The following is a 15,687-nucleotide window of genomic DNA, read 5'->3' as shown; positions in this document are numbered from 1 at the left end:
TGCGGGTGGCTTCAGACTTCGATCAAGGCACCCAGTTCGCGCTCCAGCTCCTCGGGATCGCCCAGGTTGAACTCAATCAACCGCCGCAAACGCTCGATGGACTCCAGGCTGATGTGTTTGCAGACGAAGCCGAGCTGACCATGATCGTCGTGGGTCAACGTCACATCCATCTTGATCTCGACATCTGTATTCAGATGAATATCGAGCAGGAAATGCCAATCCGGATTGCCCAGCCACGGCTCGGGCTTTTCGATCAACGCCCCCTTGAGCGAGAGGTCGATCAGCTTCACCGGCCAGGTAAGTTCCCCCTGGCTCAGGTCGGTTTTGGCATCGAACGCGATACGTTTGAAGCGGCGGCGATCGGCAGGGTGCTCGCTCATGGCGCAATCCTCGTGAAGGTTGGCTGACTATAGACCTGCATCGCCAGACGCTGCCAGCACAGTGATGGCGCTCGACCAATGTCGGACTATGGTCTTTGGCGCCAGTAGAGCTAAACTCGGGGTGGCTGTCTTTCTTGTCCACCCTGGCTGGAATAAAAAAATGAAAAATAATAATAGCCTGCTACGCCATCTACCCTGGCTGCTGCTGGCAATCGTAGGAGCGTGCGCCCTGGGCGTAGTGGCATTGCGCCGAGGCGAGGCGATCAACGCCTTGTGGATTGTGGTCGCTGCCGTGGCCATTTATCTGGTTGCTTATCGTTACTACAGTCTGTTTATCGCAAACAATGTGATGCAGCTCGACCCGCGCCGGGCCACCCCCGCCGTGCTCAACAATGATGGCCTGGACTACGTCCCGACCAACAAACACATCCTGTTCGGTCACCACTTCGCGGCCATCGCTGGCGCGGGGCCGTTGGTCGGTCCGGTGCTGGCGGCGCAGATGGGTTACCTGCCCGGTACGCTGTGGCTGATTGCTGGCGTAGTGCTGGCCGGTGCGGTGCAGGACTTCATGGTCCTGTTCATGTCCACGCGCCGCAACGGTCGCTCCCTCGGCGACATGGTTCGTGAGGAAATGGGCCGCATCCCCGGCACCATCGCACTGTTTGGCTGCTTCCTGATCATGATCATCATCCTCGCGGTGCTGGCGCTGATCGTGGTGAAAGCCCTGGCCGAGAGCCCATGGGGTATTTTCACGGTGATGGCGACTATCCCGATCGCGATGTTCATGGGCATCTATATGCGCTACATCCGCCCGGGCCGCATCGGTGAAATCTCCGTGGTCGGCGTGTTGTTGCTGTTGGGTTCGATCTGGCTGGGCGGGCAGATTGCCGCCGACCCGTACTGGGCCAAGGCGTTCAGCTTCACCGGCGTGCAGATCACCTGGATGCTGGTCGGTTATGGTTTCGTAGCCGCCTCGTTACCGGTCTGGCTGATCCTGGCACCGCGTGACTACCTCTCTACCTTCCTGAAAATCGGCACCATCATTGCCTTGGCGATCGGCATTTTGGTGACCATGCCCGAGCTGAAAATGCCGGCCCTGACCCAGTTCATCGACGGCACCGGTCCGGTGTGGAAGGGCGGGTTGTTCCCGTTCCTGTTCATCACCATTGCGTGCGGTGCGGTCTCGGGTTTCCATGCGCTGATCTCTTCCGGCACTACGCCGAAGCTGCTGGATAACGAAGTCAATTCCCGCTACATCGGCTACGGCGCGATGTTGATGGAATCCTTCGTCGCCATCATGGCCATGGTTGCCGCCTCGGTGATCGAGCCAGGCGTGTACTTCGCCATGAACAGCCCGGCCGCGGTGGTCGGCGGTGACGTGATGGCCGTGGCGCAAACCGTCAGCAGTTGGGGTTTCGCAATTACCCCGGAAGCGCTGCAAGCGGTGGCTCATGATATTGGCGAAACCACCATCCTCGCCCGCGCCGGCGGTGCACCGACCCTGGCGGTCGGTATCGCGCAGATCCTGCACAGCGTGCTGCCGGGTGAAAACACCATGGCGTTCTGGTACCACTTCGCGATCCTGTTTGAAGCGCTGTTCATCCTGACCGCCGTCGATGCCGGCACCCGGGCCGGACGTTTCATGCTCCAGGATTTGCTCGGCTCGTTCGTGCCGTCGCTCAAGCGCACCGAGTCCTGGACCGCCAACCTGATCGCCACTGCCGGTTGTGTGGCGATGTGGGGTTGGTTGCTGTACCAAGGCGTGATCGACCCGTTGGGCGGGATCAACACTTTGTGGCCGCTGTTCGGTATCTCCAACCAGATGCTCGCCGGTATCGCGCTGATGCTTGCCACGGTTGTGCTGATCAAAATGAAACGCCAACGCTACATCTGGGTGACCCTGATGCCTGCCGCGTGGCTGCTGATCTGCACCACCACCGCCGGTTTCATCAAGCTGTTCGACGCTAACCCGGCGATCGGCTTCCTGTCGCTTGCGAAAAAATACAGCGATGCCCTGGCCAACGGCCAGATCCTCGCCCCGGCCAAGGACATTACGCAGATGCAGCACGTGATCTTCAACGCCTACACCAACGCAACGCTGACCGCGCTGTTCCTGTTCGTGGTGTTCAGCATCCTGTTCTATGCGCTCAAGGTCGGTATCTCAGCCTGGGGTACAAAAGAGCGCACGGATAAAGAAGCACCGTTCCAGGCTGTGCCGGACGCGTAACTGAGGATTGCAAACATGTTCAATGACCTGAGTCGCCTCGGTAAATACCTCGGTCAGGCTGCGCGCCTGATGGTCGGCATGCCCGACTACGACAATTACGTCGAGCATATGCAGACCAAACACCCGGACAAACCGATGATGAGCTACGAGATGTTCTTCCGGGAACGTCAGGAAGCGCGTTACGGTGGCAAGGGTGGGCCGAAGTGTTGTTAACCTGATCTCAGGTTGATGCAATCCCCCTGTGGGAGCGGGCTTGCTCGCGAAAGCGGTGTGTCATTCAACATTTATGCTGACTGACACACTGCCTTCGCGAGCAAGCCCGCTCCCACATTTGTTTTTGTGTTGTTTTCTAAAATGTTTGAAACAGGAGGTTTGAGTTGTCCTCTCCCATCCCGGTAACGATCCTCAGCGGTTTCCTCGGCGCGGGTAAAACCACGCTGCTGCGCCATCTGCTCAAAGCCGAGCACGGCCTGAAAATCGCCGTCATCGAAAACGAATTCAGCGACGCCGGTATCGACACCCAACTGTTGGGCGACGAGCCGGTGCAAGTGATGACGCTGTCCAACGGCTGCGTCTGCTGCACCATTCACACCGACCTGACCAAAGCCCTGTACCTGCTGCTCGAACGCCTGGACAGCGGTGAAATCGCCTTCGATCGTCTGGTGATCGAATGCACTGGCCTGGCCGACCCGGCCCCCGTGGCGCAAACCTTTTTTATCGATGAAGAACTGCGCGAGCGCTACATTCTCGACGGCATCATCACCCTGGTGGACGCGGCCCACGCCGACACCCACCTGACCCAGACCATCGCCCAGGCGCAGATTGGTTTTGCTGATCGGCTGCTGGTGAGCAAGCGGGATCTGGTGGACGAGCCAACCTTCACCGCGTTGAGTGAACGCCTGACCCGCATCAACCGTCGCGCGCCGATTCGCGTAGTCGAACACGGCAAAATCGACCTGGCTGAATTGCTCGATGTACGCGGTTTCAACCTCAACGCCGACCTCGGCGGTGGCATGAGTTTGCGGCCAGTGAGCAAGGCGCCGTCCATCGACCGTATTTCCAGCCTGGTGCTGCGTACTGATCAGCCGCTGGATCTCGACAAGCTCAGCGAGTTCATGAACGAACTGCTGGAAGACCACGGCAAGCAACTGCTGCGCTACAAAGGTGTGTTGAGCATCGTTGGCGAGCCGCGACGCATGGTGTTTCAGGGGGTGCTGAAGTTGTATGGCTTCGACTGGGATACCGAATGGGCCGAGGGCGAGGCGCGAGAGAGTGTGATTGTGTTTATTGCCGATGATTTGCCGGAAGAGAAAATTCGCGAGGGGTTTGCGCGGGTGGCGGCGGATTGAAGCCTTTCGTGTGTCAGTGATGACGCCTTCGCGGGCAAGCCTCGCTCCTACAAGGACGGCGATATACCTGTAGGAGCGAGGCTTGCCCGCGAAGACGATCTAACCGGCAACACGATTTCGACTGATCGATGATTCGGAGTTCAGCAAAATCCCCTCCAAATAATCCAGGTGCTGGCCCAGCAAGTCCTCAGCCTTCACTGCATTACCGCGTTCCACCGCTTCCAGAATCGCCTGATGCTGATGCCAAACGCAATAACCCTCCAAATGCACCCCAAACTGCGCAATCGCCAATGAGGTCAGCGGCACCAGACTGCCCAGAAAATGCGCCAACGGTGCATTCCCGGCCATTTCCGCCAAGCGCAAATGAAATTCTCCAGATAAGCGAATGGCCGACCCGCCGGCCGTGCAGTGGCGTTCGCTTTCGATCAAGGCCCGCAGCGGTTTCAAATCCTGTGAGCGCGATTGGCAGGCCAGGCGTACCAAGGTGATTTCCGTCAGCCGCCGCGCATGCAACATCTGCCGGGTTTGCTCGCAGTCAAGGGCGGCAACCCGGGGCCGATGGTTCGCACGCAGCACGATGACTTGTTGATGAGACAACTGCATCAGCACACCGCGAATGTCACTGCGCCGGGCGCTGAACATTTGCGCCAGGCTTTCTTCGGTAAAGCGACTGGTCACATCGATGCGCTGTTCGAGAATCGCGTCGAAAACCCGCGAATAGAGATCATCCGCCCGCCGAGGAAAGGGCAGGGCGCCGAGTGTTGGCGGTGAGGCGAAGCTGTTCATGGCTTGTCTCCAGTTCAAGCGGATTCAACTGCCGAGGTTGTCGTCCGGAATGTTCAGTTCGATGCCCATGCGCTGGCCTTCACGCAGGATGTGCCGACGCATTTCGGCGCTGGCCTGGGCGCTGTTCTTGCTGCGGATGGCGCGCACCACGGCTTCGTTTTCTTCCAGGCGTTCGGCCAGATGCTCCGGCGAATTGCGCAGCACCTCGGCGCTTTGCTTGAGGGCGTTGCTGGTTTGTTGCACCACGCTCTGGAAGATCGGGTTCGAGGTCAGGGTGAACAGCTCTTCGTGGAACGCAATGTAAGCGTTGACCCCGGCTTCGCTGTCGTTGGCCTCCAGGGCTTCGCGCATGTCCATCAGGGTCAGGCGCAGTTGCCCGACTTCCTTGCTGCTGATCGATTGCGCCACCAGCCCGACGATGAACGGCTCCAGGGTGTAGCGCAGTTGCAGCACGTCTTCCAGGCTCGCGCCGGCCACTGCGCTGTCGTGGCGTTGGCTGTCGCTGAGGTTGGCCTCCAGTACTACCACGCCTTTGCCCGGCATCGAGCGCACCAGGCCGAGGGTTTCCAGCACGATCACGGCTTCGCGCAGGCTCGGGCGGCTGATGCCCAGTTGTTCGGCCAGTTCACGCTGGCCCGGCAGCATTTCGCCGGAGCGCCACTGACCACGGGCCAGCGCGGCCCGGAGTTTTTCTACGACTGAATTGACGACCGTTGAAGTGGTAATCACGGTTTGCTCCATGGATAAGGCTGGGAGCCTGCCTCGTGGCAGGCTCGCGCCGATTCAAAATTCCTGTTGATGGGCCGGGGCCACCGGTTTTCTCGGCTGGAAGGTATACCCCACCTGGCCGGAAAGCACCTTGTTCGCCCGTTGCACATCGATGTCTTTTTCCCATCGGGCAATGGCCACCGTGGCGACGCAGTTACCGATCAGGTTGGTCAGCGCCCGGCCGATGCCCATGAACCAGTCCACCGCCAGCACCAGCACCAGGCCGACCACCGGAATCGCCGGAATCGCCGTGAGGGTTGCCGCCAGAATCACCAGCGCCGAACCGGGGATACCGTGGGCACCTTTGGAGGTGATCAGCGACACCAGCAGAATCGTCAGCAAGTCGGTCATGGCCAGCGGCGTGCCGGTGGCGTTGGCGATGAAAACGATGGCCAGGGTCAGGTAAATCGAGAAGCCGTCGAGGTTGAACGAGTAACCGGTCGGAATCACCAGCCCGACCGTGGAACTGCCGATGCCCAGATGCTCGAGTTTGCGCATGATCTGTGGCAGCACGGCGTCGGACGAGGCGGTGCCCATCACGATCAGCAACTCTTCACGCAGGTACTTGAGCAGCGGCCACATGCGCAGGCCGGACAGGCGCATCACCAGGCCGAGAATCAGCGACACGAACGCGGCGCAGGTCAGGTAAAACAGGCCAACCAAGCTGCCCAGGTGTTGCAGGGAATCCAGGCCATATTTACTGGTGGTGAAGGCGATGGCGCCGAATACGCCGATCGGCGCCAGGCGCACGATCATGCCCATGATGCGAAAGATCACGTGGCTGAGTTCGTTGATCAGCCGGGAAATACCCGAGGCCGCTTCGCCCACCAGATTCAGCGCGCTGCCAAACAGCACCGAGAACAGTAGGACCTGGAGGATATTGTTGTCGGCAAAGGCGCCAATCACAGACGTTGGAATCAGATCCATCAGAAACTGCGTGGTGGTGTGCATTTGCTGGCCGCGCTGGGCCAGATCGCCCATGTCGGCTTTGGCCAGTTGGTCCAGATGAATGTTCGCGCCGCTGCCGATCCCGGTGCTGAAGGCGAACACCAGGCCGATCACCAGGGCGATGGTGGTCAGCACTTCAAAGTAGATGACCGATTTGAGGCCGATGCGCCCGACCTTCTTCAGATCGCCCGCGCCACTGATGCCGCTGACTACCACGCAGAACACGATCAGGCCGATGAGCATCTTGATCAGTTTGATGAAGCCGTCGCCCAGGGGTTTGAGCTGTGCGGAGTATTCGGGAAGGGTCAGCCCGCAGACGATGCCGAGCACCAGTCCGAGAACCACTTGAAGGAAGATTGAACGCGAGCACCATCTGAGCATGGGAGGAATCCTGGTCGGTGTCCTGGCTGCCGTACGCTAAAGCGCATCAGATTCAGGACTTAATTATTGTGGTCTTACCGGTATGTCCAGTGCAGGCGCAGTCTAGGCGCTGTTTTAAACTGATCGCAAGTGAAAATTCATCTATTGGCATGACCGGTCTTACCAGTTAAGCCCAAGAGCCCGGCCTTGAGCCTTTTCGCCATTCGGAAAAAATGCAGGCGAAAAAAAACCGGCCATCACTGACCGGTTTTTTTATCGCTGCGGTTTAGCGGTGCAATTAAGCGCCGTACACCGGCAGTTTCTTGCAGATGGTCTTGACCTTCTCACGAACGGCGTCGATCACCGCTTCGTTGTTCAGGTCAGCCAGGATGTCGCAGATCCAGCCAGCCAGCTCTTTGCACTCTGCTTCTTTGAAGCCACGAGTGGTCACGGCCGGAGTACCGAAACGCAGACCGGAGGTCACGAACGGGGAGCGTGGGTCGTTTGGCACGGAGTTCTTGTTCACGGTGATGAACGCTTTGCCCAGAGCGGCGTCGGCGTCTTTACCGGAGATTTCCTGCTTGATCAGCGACAGCAGGAACAGGTGGTTTTCAGTACCGCCCGAAACCACGTCGAAACCGCGCTCGATGAACACGCCGGCCATGGCCTTGGCGTTCTTCACCACTTGTTGCTGGTAAGTCTTGAACTCAGGCTGCAGCGCTTCTTTGAAGCAGATCGCTTTAGCGGCGATCACGTGCTCCAGCGGGCCACCCTGGGCGCCCGGGAATACGGCGGAGTTCAGCTTCTTCTCGATGTCGGCGTTGGCGCGAGCCAGGATCAAACCGCCACGTGGACCGCGCAGGGTCTTGTGGGTGGTGGTGGTCACGACGTCAGCGAATGGAACCGGGTTCGGGTAGACGCCAGCGGCGACCAGACCGGCCACGTGGGCCATGTCAACGAACAGGTAGGCGCCAACCTTGTCAGCGATTTCACGGAAACGCGGGAAGTCGAGGATCTGCGAGTAGGCAGAGAAACCGGCCACGATCATTTTTGGCTTGTGCTCAACGGCCAGACGCTCAACTTCGTCGTAGTCGATCAGGCCATTGGCATCGATACCGTACTGAACGGCGTTGTACAGCTTGCCGGAGGAGGAAACGCTGGCGCCGTGGGTCAGGTGACCGCCGTGGGCCAGGCTCATGCCCAGGATGGTGTCACCAGCTTGCAGCAGGGCCAGGTAAACGGCGCTGTTGGCTTGGGAACCGGCGTGCGGCTGAACGTTGGCGTAATCGGCGCCGAACAGTTCTTTTGCACGGTCGATGGCCAGTTGCTCGACCACGTCGACGAACTCGCAACCACCGTAGTAGCGCTTGCCCGGGTAGCCTTCGGCGTACTTGTTGGTCAGTACCGAGCCTTGAGCTTCCATCACCGCAGGGCTGGTGTAGTTTTCCGAAGCGATCAGCTCAATGTGTTCTTCCTGGCGCTGAGCTTCTTGCTCCATGGCGGCAAAGAGATCGGCGTCGTACTTGGCAATAGTCAAATCACGGCTGAACATGGCGGTCCTCAAGGATCGGGGCAGAAAAGGGGGGCATTCTAACCCAATGGGTTTTAGATGGCATATGAAAGGACATCATGTCGCAGACAAGTGGGCTTCATGACGGGATCAGCGGTGATCATGCTGGCCGATAACCAGTGATCGTTCCCACGCTCTGCGTGGGAATGCCTCACTGGACGCTCTGCGTCCGCTTCGGCATGTGACGCGGAGCGTCACGGGCTGCATTCCCACGCAGAGCGTGGGAACGATCAAGAAAAAGCCGATTTGCTCTTACTTGTAGCTTGCCACTTGAAGCTTGCAGCTCTGTTCATGTTCGATTGATTGGAGCCAACAGCTCCGATCAATCGAACATGAACAGCGCATCATTGCTGAACTGCGCCTCAAACCGGCTCGCCGGCATCGGCCGCCCGAACAGATACCCCTGAACCTCATCGCAACCATGCTCACGCAGGAAGTCGAGTTGCTCGTGGGTTTCCACGCCCTCGGCGATCACCGCCAGGTTCAGGCTGTGGGCCATGGCGATAATCGCCCGGGCAATCTGCGCATCCTGCTCGCCCGACGGCAGGCCATCAACGAAGGTGCGGTCGATTTTCAGCACATCGATCGGGAATTGCTTGAGGTAGTTGAGCGATGAATAACCGGTGCCGAAGTCATCGACTGCGATGCTCAGGCCCAGGTTTTTCAACCCGGCGAGAATCTGCATCGCCTCGCTGACTTCGCGCATCAGGATACTTTCGGTCAGCTCCAACTCCAGACACGCCGGTGGCAGGCCGGTGTCCTTGAGGATGTTGGCGATGCGCGTGCCGAGCTGACCATCGGAGAACTGCCGCGCCGAGATGTTCACCGACACCTTCGGCACCCGCACCTTGGCCTGATGCCAGGTCTTGAGCTGACGGCAGGCCTCGCTGATCACCCAGTCGCCGACATCCACCACCAACCCGAGTTCTTCGAGCACCGGGATGAAATCCCCCGGCGGCACCAGCCCGCGACGCGGATGGCGCCAACGCAGCAGGGCTTCAGCGCCGGTCAGGCGTTTGCCGTCGCCGCTGAATTGCGGCTGGTAATACAGCACGAATTCGTCCTGCTCCAGGGCATGGCGCAAGTCGCTTTCCAGCTCCAGACGCTCCAGGGCGCTGGCGTTCATGTCAGCCTGATAGAACTGGAAGTTGTTCTTGCCGCGTTCCTTGGCGTGATACATCGCGGTGTCGGCGTTCTTCATCAACTGGCTGAGTTCGTTGCCGTCCTGCGGGCTCAGGGCGATGCCGATACTGGCCGTGACAAAGAACTCGCGACCTTCCAGCACAAACGGTTTCACCAGGCTGGCGAGAATCTGTTCCGCCACATGAATCGCCCGATTCAGCGCCACTTCTCGGTTGATCCGCGGTTGCAGCAACAACGTGAACTCATCGCCGCCCATGCGCGCCACGGTGTCGTCATCGTCGACGCAACCGAGCAGGCGCGTGGCCATTTCCTTGAGCATGCGGTCGCCGGCGGCGTGGCCCAGGGAGTCGTTGATCGGTTTGAAACGGTCCAGGTCGAGGAACATCAGCACCACCCACGACTTCTGCCGTTCCGCCGATTGCAGCGCGGTGTGCAGGCGATCCTGGAACAGCGTGCGGTTGGGCAGGTGGGTCAGGGCGTCGTAGTAAGCGAGACGGTGAATCCGCTGTTCACTGGCCTTGCGCTCGCTGATGTCGCTGAAGAAGCACACGTAACTGGCCAGATCGCCTTCGTCGTCGAGCACCGCCGTGATGCCGACCCACGCCGGGTAATGCTCGCCGTTTCGGCGCTTGAGCCAGACTTCGCCTTCCCAGGTGCTGTGCTGGTGCAATTGCTTGAGCACATAACGCAGATGCGCTTCCTGCTGCTCATCGACGGTGAGCATGTTCGGCAACTGATCGAGGACCTGCGACACCGCATACCCGCTGACGCGACTGAACGCCTCGTTGGCCTGGACGATGTAGCCGGCCGGGTCGGTGATCAGGATCGCCGAAGTCGAATGCTCGAATACCGTGGCCGCCATGCGCAGGTCTTTCTCGGCGCGGCGCTGCTGGCTGATGTCGCGACCGACCCCGAGCACGCCTTCGAAGGCACCGTGTTCGTCCCAGACCAGCACCAGTCGCAACTCGATCGGGATCTTGCGGCCGTCGGCCCGCAGGCAGTCGAACAGGAACAACTGGGTTTGCACCTGACTGCGCAATAACGCCAGTTGATCGGGTTTATCCAGGGCTTTGCTGACCCGGTCCATCAACGCGTAGATGCCGGTCAGTTGTTGCGGGTTGGCGATGGTCGATTGCCAGCCGTTCTGGAAAATCCAGTCCACGTCATAACCGAGTACCGCTTGCACCGACGGGCTGACGTAATTGAGCGACAGTTTGTTATCGGTGGAGAAAATCACGTCGCTGATGCTTTCGGCGAGCATGCGGTAGCGCTGCTCACTGTCACGCAGGGATTCGCTGGCCTCGATCTGCTCGGTGATGTCTTTGGCCACACCGATGATGCGCGTCACCTGGTCATGCTTGTCCCGCGCCAGGGCCTGTTCGCGAATGTCAAAACGCCGCCATTTGCCGTCGCGGTGACGGAAGCGCAGCTGGCATTGCAGCAATTGCGAGAAACCGGCCTGACGCTGGTTCTGGCGCGAACGGTGGTAGTAGTCGGCATCTTCGGGATGCAGCAGGATTTCCCAGAAATACTCGCCCATCTGGTGCAGTTCGGTGCGGTTGTAGCCCAGGGTCTGCCCCAAATGGTGGTTGCTGAAAATCATCCGCTGGCTGATCACGTCCTGCACATACAGGTGATCCGGCACGGTGCGCACCACGTCAGACCAGAAGCCTTCGCGCTCCAGCAGCGACAGCTCGACGAGCTTGCGGCTGGTGATGTCGTTGATGCTCAGGATCACCGCTTTGTAGTCGTGTTGCTCTTCCGGCAGGCGCAGCACCAGCCACAAGTGCTGGTCGCGGCCGTGGGTGTCCTGGAGTTTGATTTCCAGTTCGAGTTGTTTCTGCTGGTTGAGCATGGCTTCCAGCATCGGGTTGCCGATGGAGGTGCCGTCCAGCGGACTGCCATCGATCAGCAGTTTCCAGGCCTGCTCGCAGGAGTTGACGTTGAGCAGTTGCAGGGCGACCTGGTTGACCTCGGTGATGCGCAATTCTTGCAGCAGTTGCTGGCGTTGCTCAGGGACGTCGAGCCAGGCCTTCAGTTGTTCGCTGCTGGTGAGCTGTGTCTTATCGAAAAAACTTTGCAGCCCAGACAGGTCGAGCACGCAAAGCGCAACCCCGGTGCCTTCGAAAATGTCCTGATAGCGGCGGCGCCCTTCATGCAGCTGTCGCTGACGTCGACGCATGCTCAACAGGGCGATAAACGGCAGCAGGGAGAAGGCCAGGCCCAGCAGGCATTTGCCGATAAACGCCGGCAGCAGTTGTTCGAGTACCTGTTGACGGTCGAACAGCCCGCGCAGTTGCCAGTCGCTGCTGCTGAGCGGCACGGTCAGTACGCTGTTGGCCAGGTCATCGTCGCTCAGCGTGCCCTGACGGGTGGCGGGCAGGGCTTCATCGCGGCTGACGATTTGATGATTGATGCGGTTTTCCACCAGCCACAGCGGACGGATGCCGGCTTCGCCCTGTTTGGTCAGTGAGGAGAAAAACGTCGGGGTCAGGCGCAAGGCCCAATAACCGCGACTGCTGCCGCTGGCCTGATGCAGCAGCAGGTGCACCACGGAGCCATCGTCGGCGTTGCTGAAATAGTGGGCCTGGGCTCGGCTGCGGCGCACCAGATCGCTGAGGTAGTCGGCGTCCTGGCTGTCGGCGGCACTGTCGCTGAGGATTTTGCCGGAGGGGCTCAATAATGCCAGGCTGCGCAGGTCGGGCAGCGACTGCTGCAATTTGCGCAGCAGCGCCTGCTGTTCGTCGGCGGATTGCGGTTGCTCGACGATCGGTAGCAGGTTAAGGGCGATCTGCGCGTTGAGCGCCATGTTCAGACTGACTTGCGAGGCCAGGTCGGCGGTGTAGTCGATGGTGTACTGGCGCTGGTTTTTCTGGGTTTCGCTCAGTTGATCCAGCAGCTGCCAAAACAGCAGCGCGAGCAGCAACAGCACGAGTGTCGCCAGTGCGCCCTTCAGGGTTCCGCGCAGGGGGGAGCCGAGCGCGGCAGCCGGTGCACGGGTAGAAAGAGGCGGCGTGACATTAGACAAACTGAAATCCTGCGGTTTGGCTGGACTGGCGCGACGTGCACTATAAGCCGGACGCCCGGAGGGCGGCTAGCATGCCTTGAGTTGTGGCGAAGTGCCAGCCCCTCCCGGCTGGACTGCCATCGGTCATTCAGGTAGCTTTGCCGGTTACGTGGGGGCGTTCCAGCTCCTAGAATCAGACTTTTTCAGCGTGCACCTATTGATAGTTATCAATCGGAAGACGCGCACAGTCTGGCCCGGGCTTCGCCTGCGCTCCAATCATTCATCTGTCACTGACCCAAGGTTCTCCATGGCTCAATACGTCTTCACCATGCATCGGCTGGGCAAAGTTGTTCCGCCGAAGCGGGAAATCCTGAAAAACATTTCGCTGTCGTTCTTCCCCGGCGCCAAGATCGGCGTACTCGGCCTCAACGGTTCGGGTAAGTCCACGCTGCTGAAAATCATGGCCGGCGTCGACACCGAGTTCGAGGGCGAAGCCCGTCCGATGCCGGAGCTGAACATCGGCTACCTGCCGCAGGAACCGATCCTGGATCCGACCAAGACCGTGCGTGAAGTGGTCGAGGAAGCGGTCAGCGTGATCAAGAACGCCCAGGCGCGCCTGGACGAGGTCTATGCGGCTTACGCTGATGAAGACGCCGACTTCGACAAACTGGCCGCTGAACAAGCCAAGCTCGAAGCCATCCTGCAAGCCAGCGACGGTCACAACCTGGATCGCCAACTGGAAGTCGCCGCCGATGCGCTGCGTCTGCCGGCGTGGGACGCCAAGGTCGAATTCCTGTCCGGTGGTGAAAAGCGTCGTGTGGCCCTGTGCCGCCTGCTGCTGTCCGCCCCTGACATGCTGCTGCTCGACGAACCGACCAACCACTTGGACGCCGATTCCGTCGCGTGGCTGGAGCACTTCCTGCACGACTTCCCGGGCACTGTGGTAGCGATCACGCACGACCGTTACTTCCTGGACAACGTCGCTGGCTGGATCCTCGAACTCGACCGCGGCGCGGGTATCCCGTACGAGGGCAACTATTCGGGTTGGCTTGAAGCCAAGTCCGATCGTCTGGCTGCCGAATCCAAGCAGCAGTCGGCCCACGAAAAAGCCATGAAGGAAGAACTGGAGTGGGTGCGCAAAGGCGCCAAGGCCCGCCAGTCCAAATCCAAGGCTCGTCTGCAACGCTTCGAAGAAATGCAATCGCAGGAATTCCAGAAGCGCAGCGAAACCAACGAGATCTACATCCCGGCCGGTCCACGCCTGGGCGACAAGGTCATCGAGTTCAAGAACGTTTCCAAGGGCTACGGCGATCGCGTGTTGATCGACAACCTGTCGTTCTCCATGCCGAAAGGCGCCATCGTTGGCGTGATCGGCGGTAACGGTGCGGGTAAATCCACGCTGTTCCGCATGTTGATGGGCAAGGAACAACCGGATTCGGGCAGCATCGAAGTCGGCGAAACCGTGCAACTGGCCTGCGTCGACCAGAGCCGCGATGACCTGGACGGCAGCAAGACTGTGTTCCAGCAAATCTCCGACGGTTCCGATCAGATCCGCATCGGCAACTACGAGATCCCGTCGCGTACCTACGTCGGTCGCTTCAACTTCAAGGGCGGCGATCAGCAGAAGTTCGTCAAGGACCTGTCCGGTGGTGAGCGTGGTCGCTTGCACCTGGCCCTGACCCTGAAGGAGGGTGGCAACGTCCTCCTGCTCGACGAACCGTCCAACGACCTCGACGTTGAAACCCTGCGTTCCCTGGAAGAAGCCCTGCTGGACTTCCCGGGCGCCGCGATTGTGATCTCTCACGATCGGTGGTTCCTTGACCGCGTCGCGACGCACATCCTGGCGTACGAAGACGACTCGCAAGCGATCTTCTTCGAAGGCAATTACTCCGAGTACGAAGCCGATCGCAAGAAGCGCCTTGGCGAAGCGGCGGCCCAGCCGCACCGTGTACGGCATAAGAAACTGGCCTGATATCGGGTTGGTTGCATAAAAAACGGAGCCTTCAGGGGCTCCGTTTTTTTATGGGTGTGATTCAGGTAAATCGCGGCGCGGCCTTCGCGAGCAGGCTCGCTCCCACAGGGGATTTGCATTGGCTCAAAATCTTAAGTTCACTGAAAATCAATTGTGGGAGCGAGCCTGCTCGCGAAGGCGGCCGAATGGTTACTGAATATCGATGCCCAACACCTCAATCACCAAATCCCCCGCCGGCCGCTTCCACAGCACCTCATCCCCAACCTGCGCCCCGAGCAACGCCCGGCCTAACGGCGACCCCCAGTTAATCAACCCGCTAGCGGCATCCGCCTGATCCTCACCCACCAGTTGCACCCGCTGCTCATTGCCCTGCTCATCGGCAAAGGTCACCCAAGCGCCAATCTGCACTTTGTCGGTGGAAGAAGCGGGGACCACTAACTGCGCACTTTGCAGCCGCTGATTGAAATACCGCCAGTCACGCTCAAGGTCGGCCTGGCGCTGTTTGTCGGCCAGTTCACCTTTCGCACTTTGCTCATTGAGCAGGTTTTGCACCTCGGCGAGTTTCACCTGAAGCTGGGCGAGCCCGGCGGGGGTGACGTAGTTGGGCTGCGTGCTGACCTGCCGTTCCACTGGCTGGTCGGCTTGCGCGGCGGCGTTATCTTCATTGACGAAGGCACGGCTCATGGTTTTCTCCCGTTATAGGGTTTGGGCCATGCTTGCAGGGTTTAAGTTTCGATGAATGTCTGCCAGCGACTTATGGCGAGCGAAACGCCCGGGCGGCGTCCTGATCTTTCTGCTGCTGCCAGGCTCTTTCGCGGTCGTCCCAATGGTGGCTGCGGTAGTCCTCGCGATCGTGGTTTTCCAGCATTGCCTGGCACTGGCGAAAGCCATCGCTCCAACCCTCGGCGTACTGCTTGTCCTTGAGATAGCGCGGCACGTTTTTGCGGAATTCACCGGTCATCGCCCCGGCCGCCTGACGACCACTGACGCAACCGTCATCGAATCCATCGGCGAAGGCCGGCGGGTAACCCTTGGCAATCAGATCTTCGTGGGTCGACTGGCAACCCGCGCACAACAGCAGCAATCCCAATACACCCACGCAACGCCACATCTCAGACTCCTGGCCGGTTGACGGCCTATACAGGGAAGTCTAGAAGTCGATTCGTCAGCGGGATGT

Annotated in this window: 12 protein-coding genes; 4 read left to right on the top strand and 8 right to left on the bottom strand. The window is 59.7% G+C overall.

Annotated elements, in window-relative coordinates:
* Nucleotides 1-11: 11 nt before the first annotated feature.
* Nucleotides 12-380, bottom strand: coding sequence for a PilZ domain-containing protein (locus BK667_RS02660; RefSeq protein WP_123596721.1), 369 nt, complete (start codon nucleotides 378-380; stop codon nucleotides 12-14).
* 160 nt (nucleotides 381-540) lie between these two features.
* Between BK667_RS02660 and BK667_RS02655 the strand changes: the two genes are divergently transcribed.
* The 3 genes from BK667_RS02655 to yjiA all read left to right on the top strand — a co-directional run bounded on the left by BK667_RS02655 (nucleotide 541) and on the right by yjiA (nucleotide 3,956).
* Nucleotides 541-2,607, top strand: coding sequence for a carbon starvation CstA family protein (locus tag BK667_RS02655; RefSeq protein ID WP_123509177.1), 2,067 nt, complete (start codon nucleotides 541-543; stop codon nucleotides 2,605-2,607).
* Nucleotides 2,608-2,622: 15 nt separating this feature from the next.
* Complete coding sequence (locus BK667_RS02650; RefSeq protein ID WP_010467494.1) at nucleotides 2,623-2,820, top strand: YbdD/YjiX family protein; 198 nt, start codon at nucleotides 2,623-2,625, stop codon at nucleotides 2,818-2,820.
* A 164-nt stretch (nucleotides 2,821-2,984) separates the two neighbouring features.
* On the top strand, nucleotides 2,985-3,956 hold the full coding sequence (yjiA, locus tag BK667_RS02640) for a GTPase (protein ID WP_123596720.1): 972 nt from the start codon (nucleotides 2,985-2,987) through the stop codon (nucleotides 3,954-3,956).
* A 99-nt stretch (nucleotides 3,957-4,055) separates the two neighbouring features.
* Here the strand turns inward: yjiA and BK667_RS02635 are convergent, their stop codons facing one another.
* The 5 genes from BK667_RS02635 to BK667_RS02615 form a co-directional block, all read right to left on the bottom strand.
* Nucleotides 4,056-4,742 carry a GntR family transcriptional regulator gene (locus BK667_RS02635; protein WP_123596719.1) on the bottom strand — a complete coding sequence of 229 codons (687 nt, stop codon included), beginning with the start codon at nucleotides 4,740-4,742 and terminating at the stop codon, nucleotides 4,056-4,058.
* Nucleotides 4,743-4,766: 24 nt separating this feature from the next.
* Nucleotides 4,767-5,471 carry a FadR/GntR family transcriptional regulator gene (locus BK667_RS02630; RefSeq protein WP_123509187.1) on the bottom strand — a complete coding sequence of 235 codons (705 nt, stop codon included), beginning with the start codon at nucleotides 5,469-5,471 and terminating at the stop codon, nucleotides 4,767-4,769.
* A 54-nt stretch (nucleotides 5,472-5,525) separates the two neighbouring features.
* The gene (locus BK667_RS02625; protein ID WP_123509174.1) at nucleotides 5,526-6,839 is read right to left on the bottom strand and encodes a C4-dicarboxylate transporter DctA; all 1,314 of its coding nucleotides are present in this window, start codon (nucleotides 6,837-6,839) and stop codon (nucleotides 5,526-5,528) included.
* 277 nt (nucleotides 6,840-7,116) lie between these two features.
* The gene (gene glyA / locus BK667_RS02620; RefSeq protein WP_123509173.1) at nucleotides 7,117-8,370 is read right to left on the bottom strand and encodes a serine hydroxymethyltransferase; all 1,254 of its coding nucleotides are present in this window, start codon (nucleotides 8,368-8,370) and stop codon (nucleotides 7,117-7,119) included.
* Between the two features lie 340 nt (nucleotides 8,371-8,710).
* Nucleotides 8,711-12,559, bottom strand: coding sequence for a bifunctional diguanylate cyclase/phosphodiesterase (locus BK667_RS02615; protein WP_123596718.1), 3,849 nt, complete (start codon nucleotides 12,557-12,559; stop codon nucleotides 8,711-8,713).
* Nucleotides 12,560-12,845: 286 nt separating this feature from the next.
* Between BK667_RS02615 and ettA the strand changes: the two genes are divergently transcribed.
* Complete coding sequence (gene ettA, locus BK667_RS02610) at nucleotides 12,846-14,510, top strand: energy-dependent translational throttle protein EttA (RefSeq protein ID WP_123509171.1); 1,665 nt, start codon at nucleotides 12,846-12,848, stop codon at nucleotides 14,508-14,510.
* Nucleotides 14,511-14,699: 189 nt separating this feature from the next.
* Here ettA and BK667_RS02605 read toward each other — a convergent pair whose 3' ends face one another.
* Together BK667_RS02605 and BK667_RS02600 are read right to left on the bottom strand one after the other, a co-directional pair.
* Nucleotides 14,700-15,194, bottom strand: coding sequence for a GreA/GreB family elongation factor (locus BK667_RS02605; RefSeq protein ID WP_123596717.1), 495 nt, complete (start codon nucleotides 15,192-15,194; stop codon nucleotides 14,700-14,702).
* A 70-nt stretch (nucleotides 15,195-15,264) separates the two neighbouring features.
* Entirely contained in the window at nucleotides 15,265-15,621 is a 357-nt protein-coding gene (locus BK667_RS02600) for a hypothetical protein (RefSeq protein WP_123596716.1), read from the bottom strand.
* Nucleotides 15,622-15,687 lie beyond the last annotated feature (66 nt).

Origin of the sequence: Pseudomonas frederiksbergensis (assembly GCF_003732705.1) — a bacterium.
Taxonomy (GTDB): domain Bacteria; phylum Pseudomonadota; class Gammaproteobacteria; order Pseudomonadales; family Pseudomonadaceae; genus Aquipseudomonas; species Aquipseudomonas frederiksbergensis_F.
The sequence above is the reverse complement of the archived record's forward strand: the minus strand, read 5'-3'. Positions and strand labels throughout refer to the sequence as shown.

Bases quoted from the DNA above. Each gene is read 5' to 3' on its own strand.
- BK667_RS02660 (WP_123596721.1), bottom strand. From the start codon at position 380: ATGAGCGAGCACCCTGCCGATCGCCGCCGCTTCAAACGTATCGCGTTC.
- BK667_RS02655 (WP_123509177.1), top strand. From the start codon at position 541: ATGAAAAATAATAATAGCCTGCTACGCCATCTACCCTGGCTGCTGCTG.
- BK667_RS02650 (WP_010467494.1), top strand. From the start codon at position 2,623: ATGTTCAATGACCTGAGTCGCCTCGGTAAATACCTCGGTCAGGCTGCG.
- BK667_RS02635 (WP_123596719.1), bottom strand. From the start codon at position 4,742: ATGAACAGCTTCGCCTCACCGCCAACACTCGGCGCCCTGCCCTTTCCT.
- BK667_RS02625 (WP_123509174.1), bottom strand. From the start codon at position 6,839: ATGCTCAGATGGTGCTCGCGTTCAATCTTCCTTCAAGTGGTTCTCGGA.
- glyA (WP_123509173.1), bottom strand. From the start codon at position 8,370: ATGTTCAGCCGTGATTTGACTATTGCCAAGTACGACGCCGATCTCTTT.
- ettA (WP_123509171.1), top strand. From the start codon at position 12,846: ATGGCTCAATACGTCTTCACCATGCATCGGCTGGGCAAAGTTGTTCCG.
- BK667_RS02605 (WP_123596717.1), bottom strand. From the start codon at position 15,194: ATGAGCCGTGCCTTCGTCAATGAAGATAACGCCGCCGCGCAAGCCGAC.
- BK667_RS02600 (WP_123596716.1), bottom strand. From the start codon at position 15,621: ATGTGGCGTTGCGTGGGTGTATTGGGATTGCTGCTGTTGTGCGCGGGT.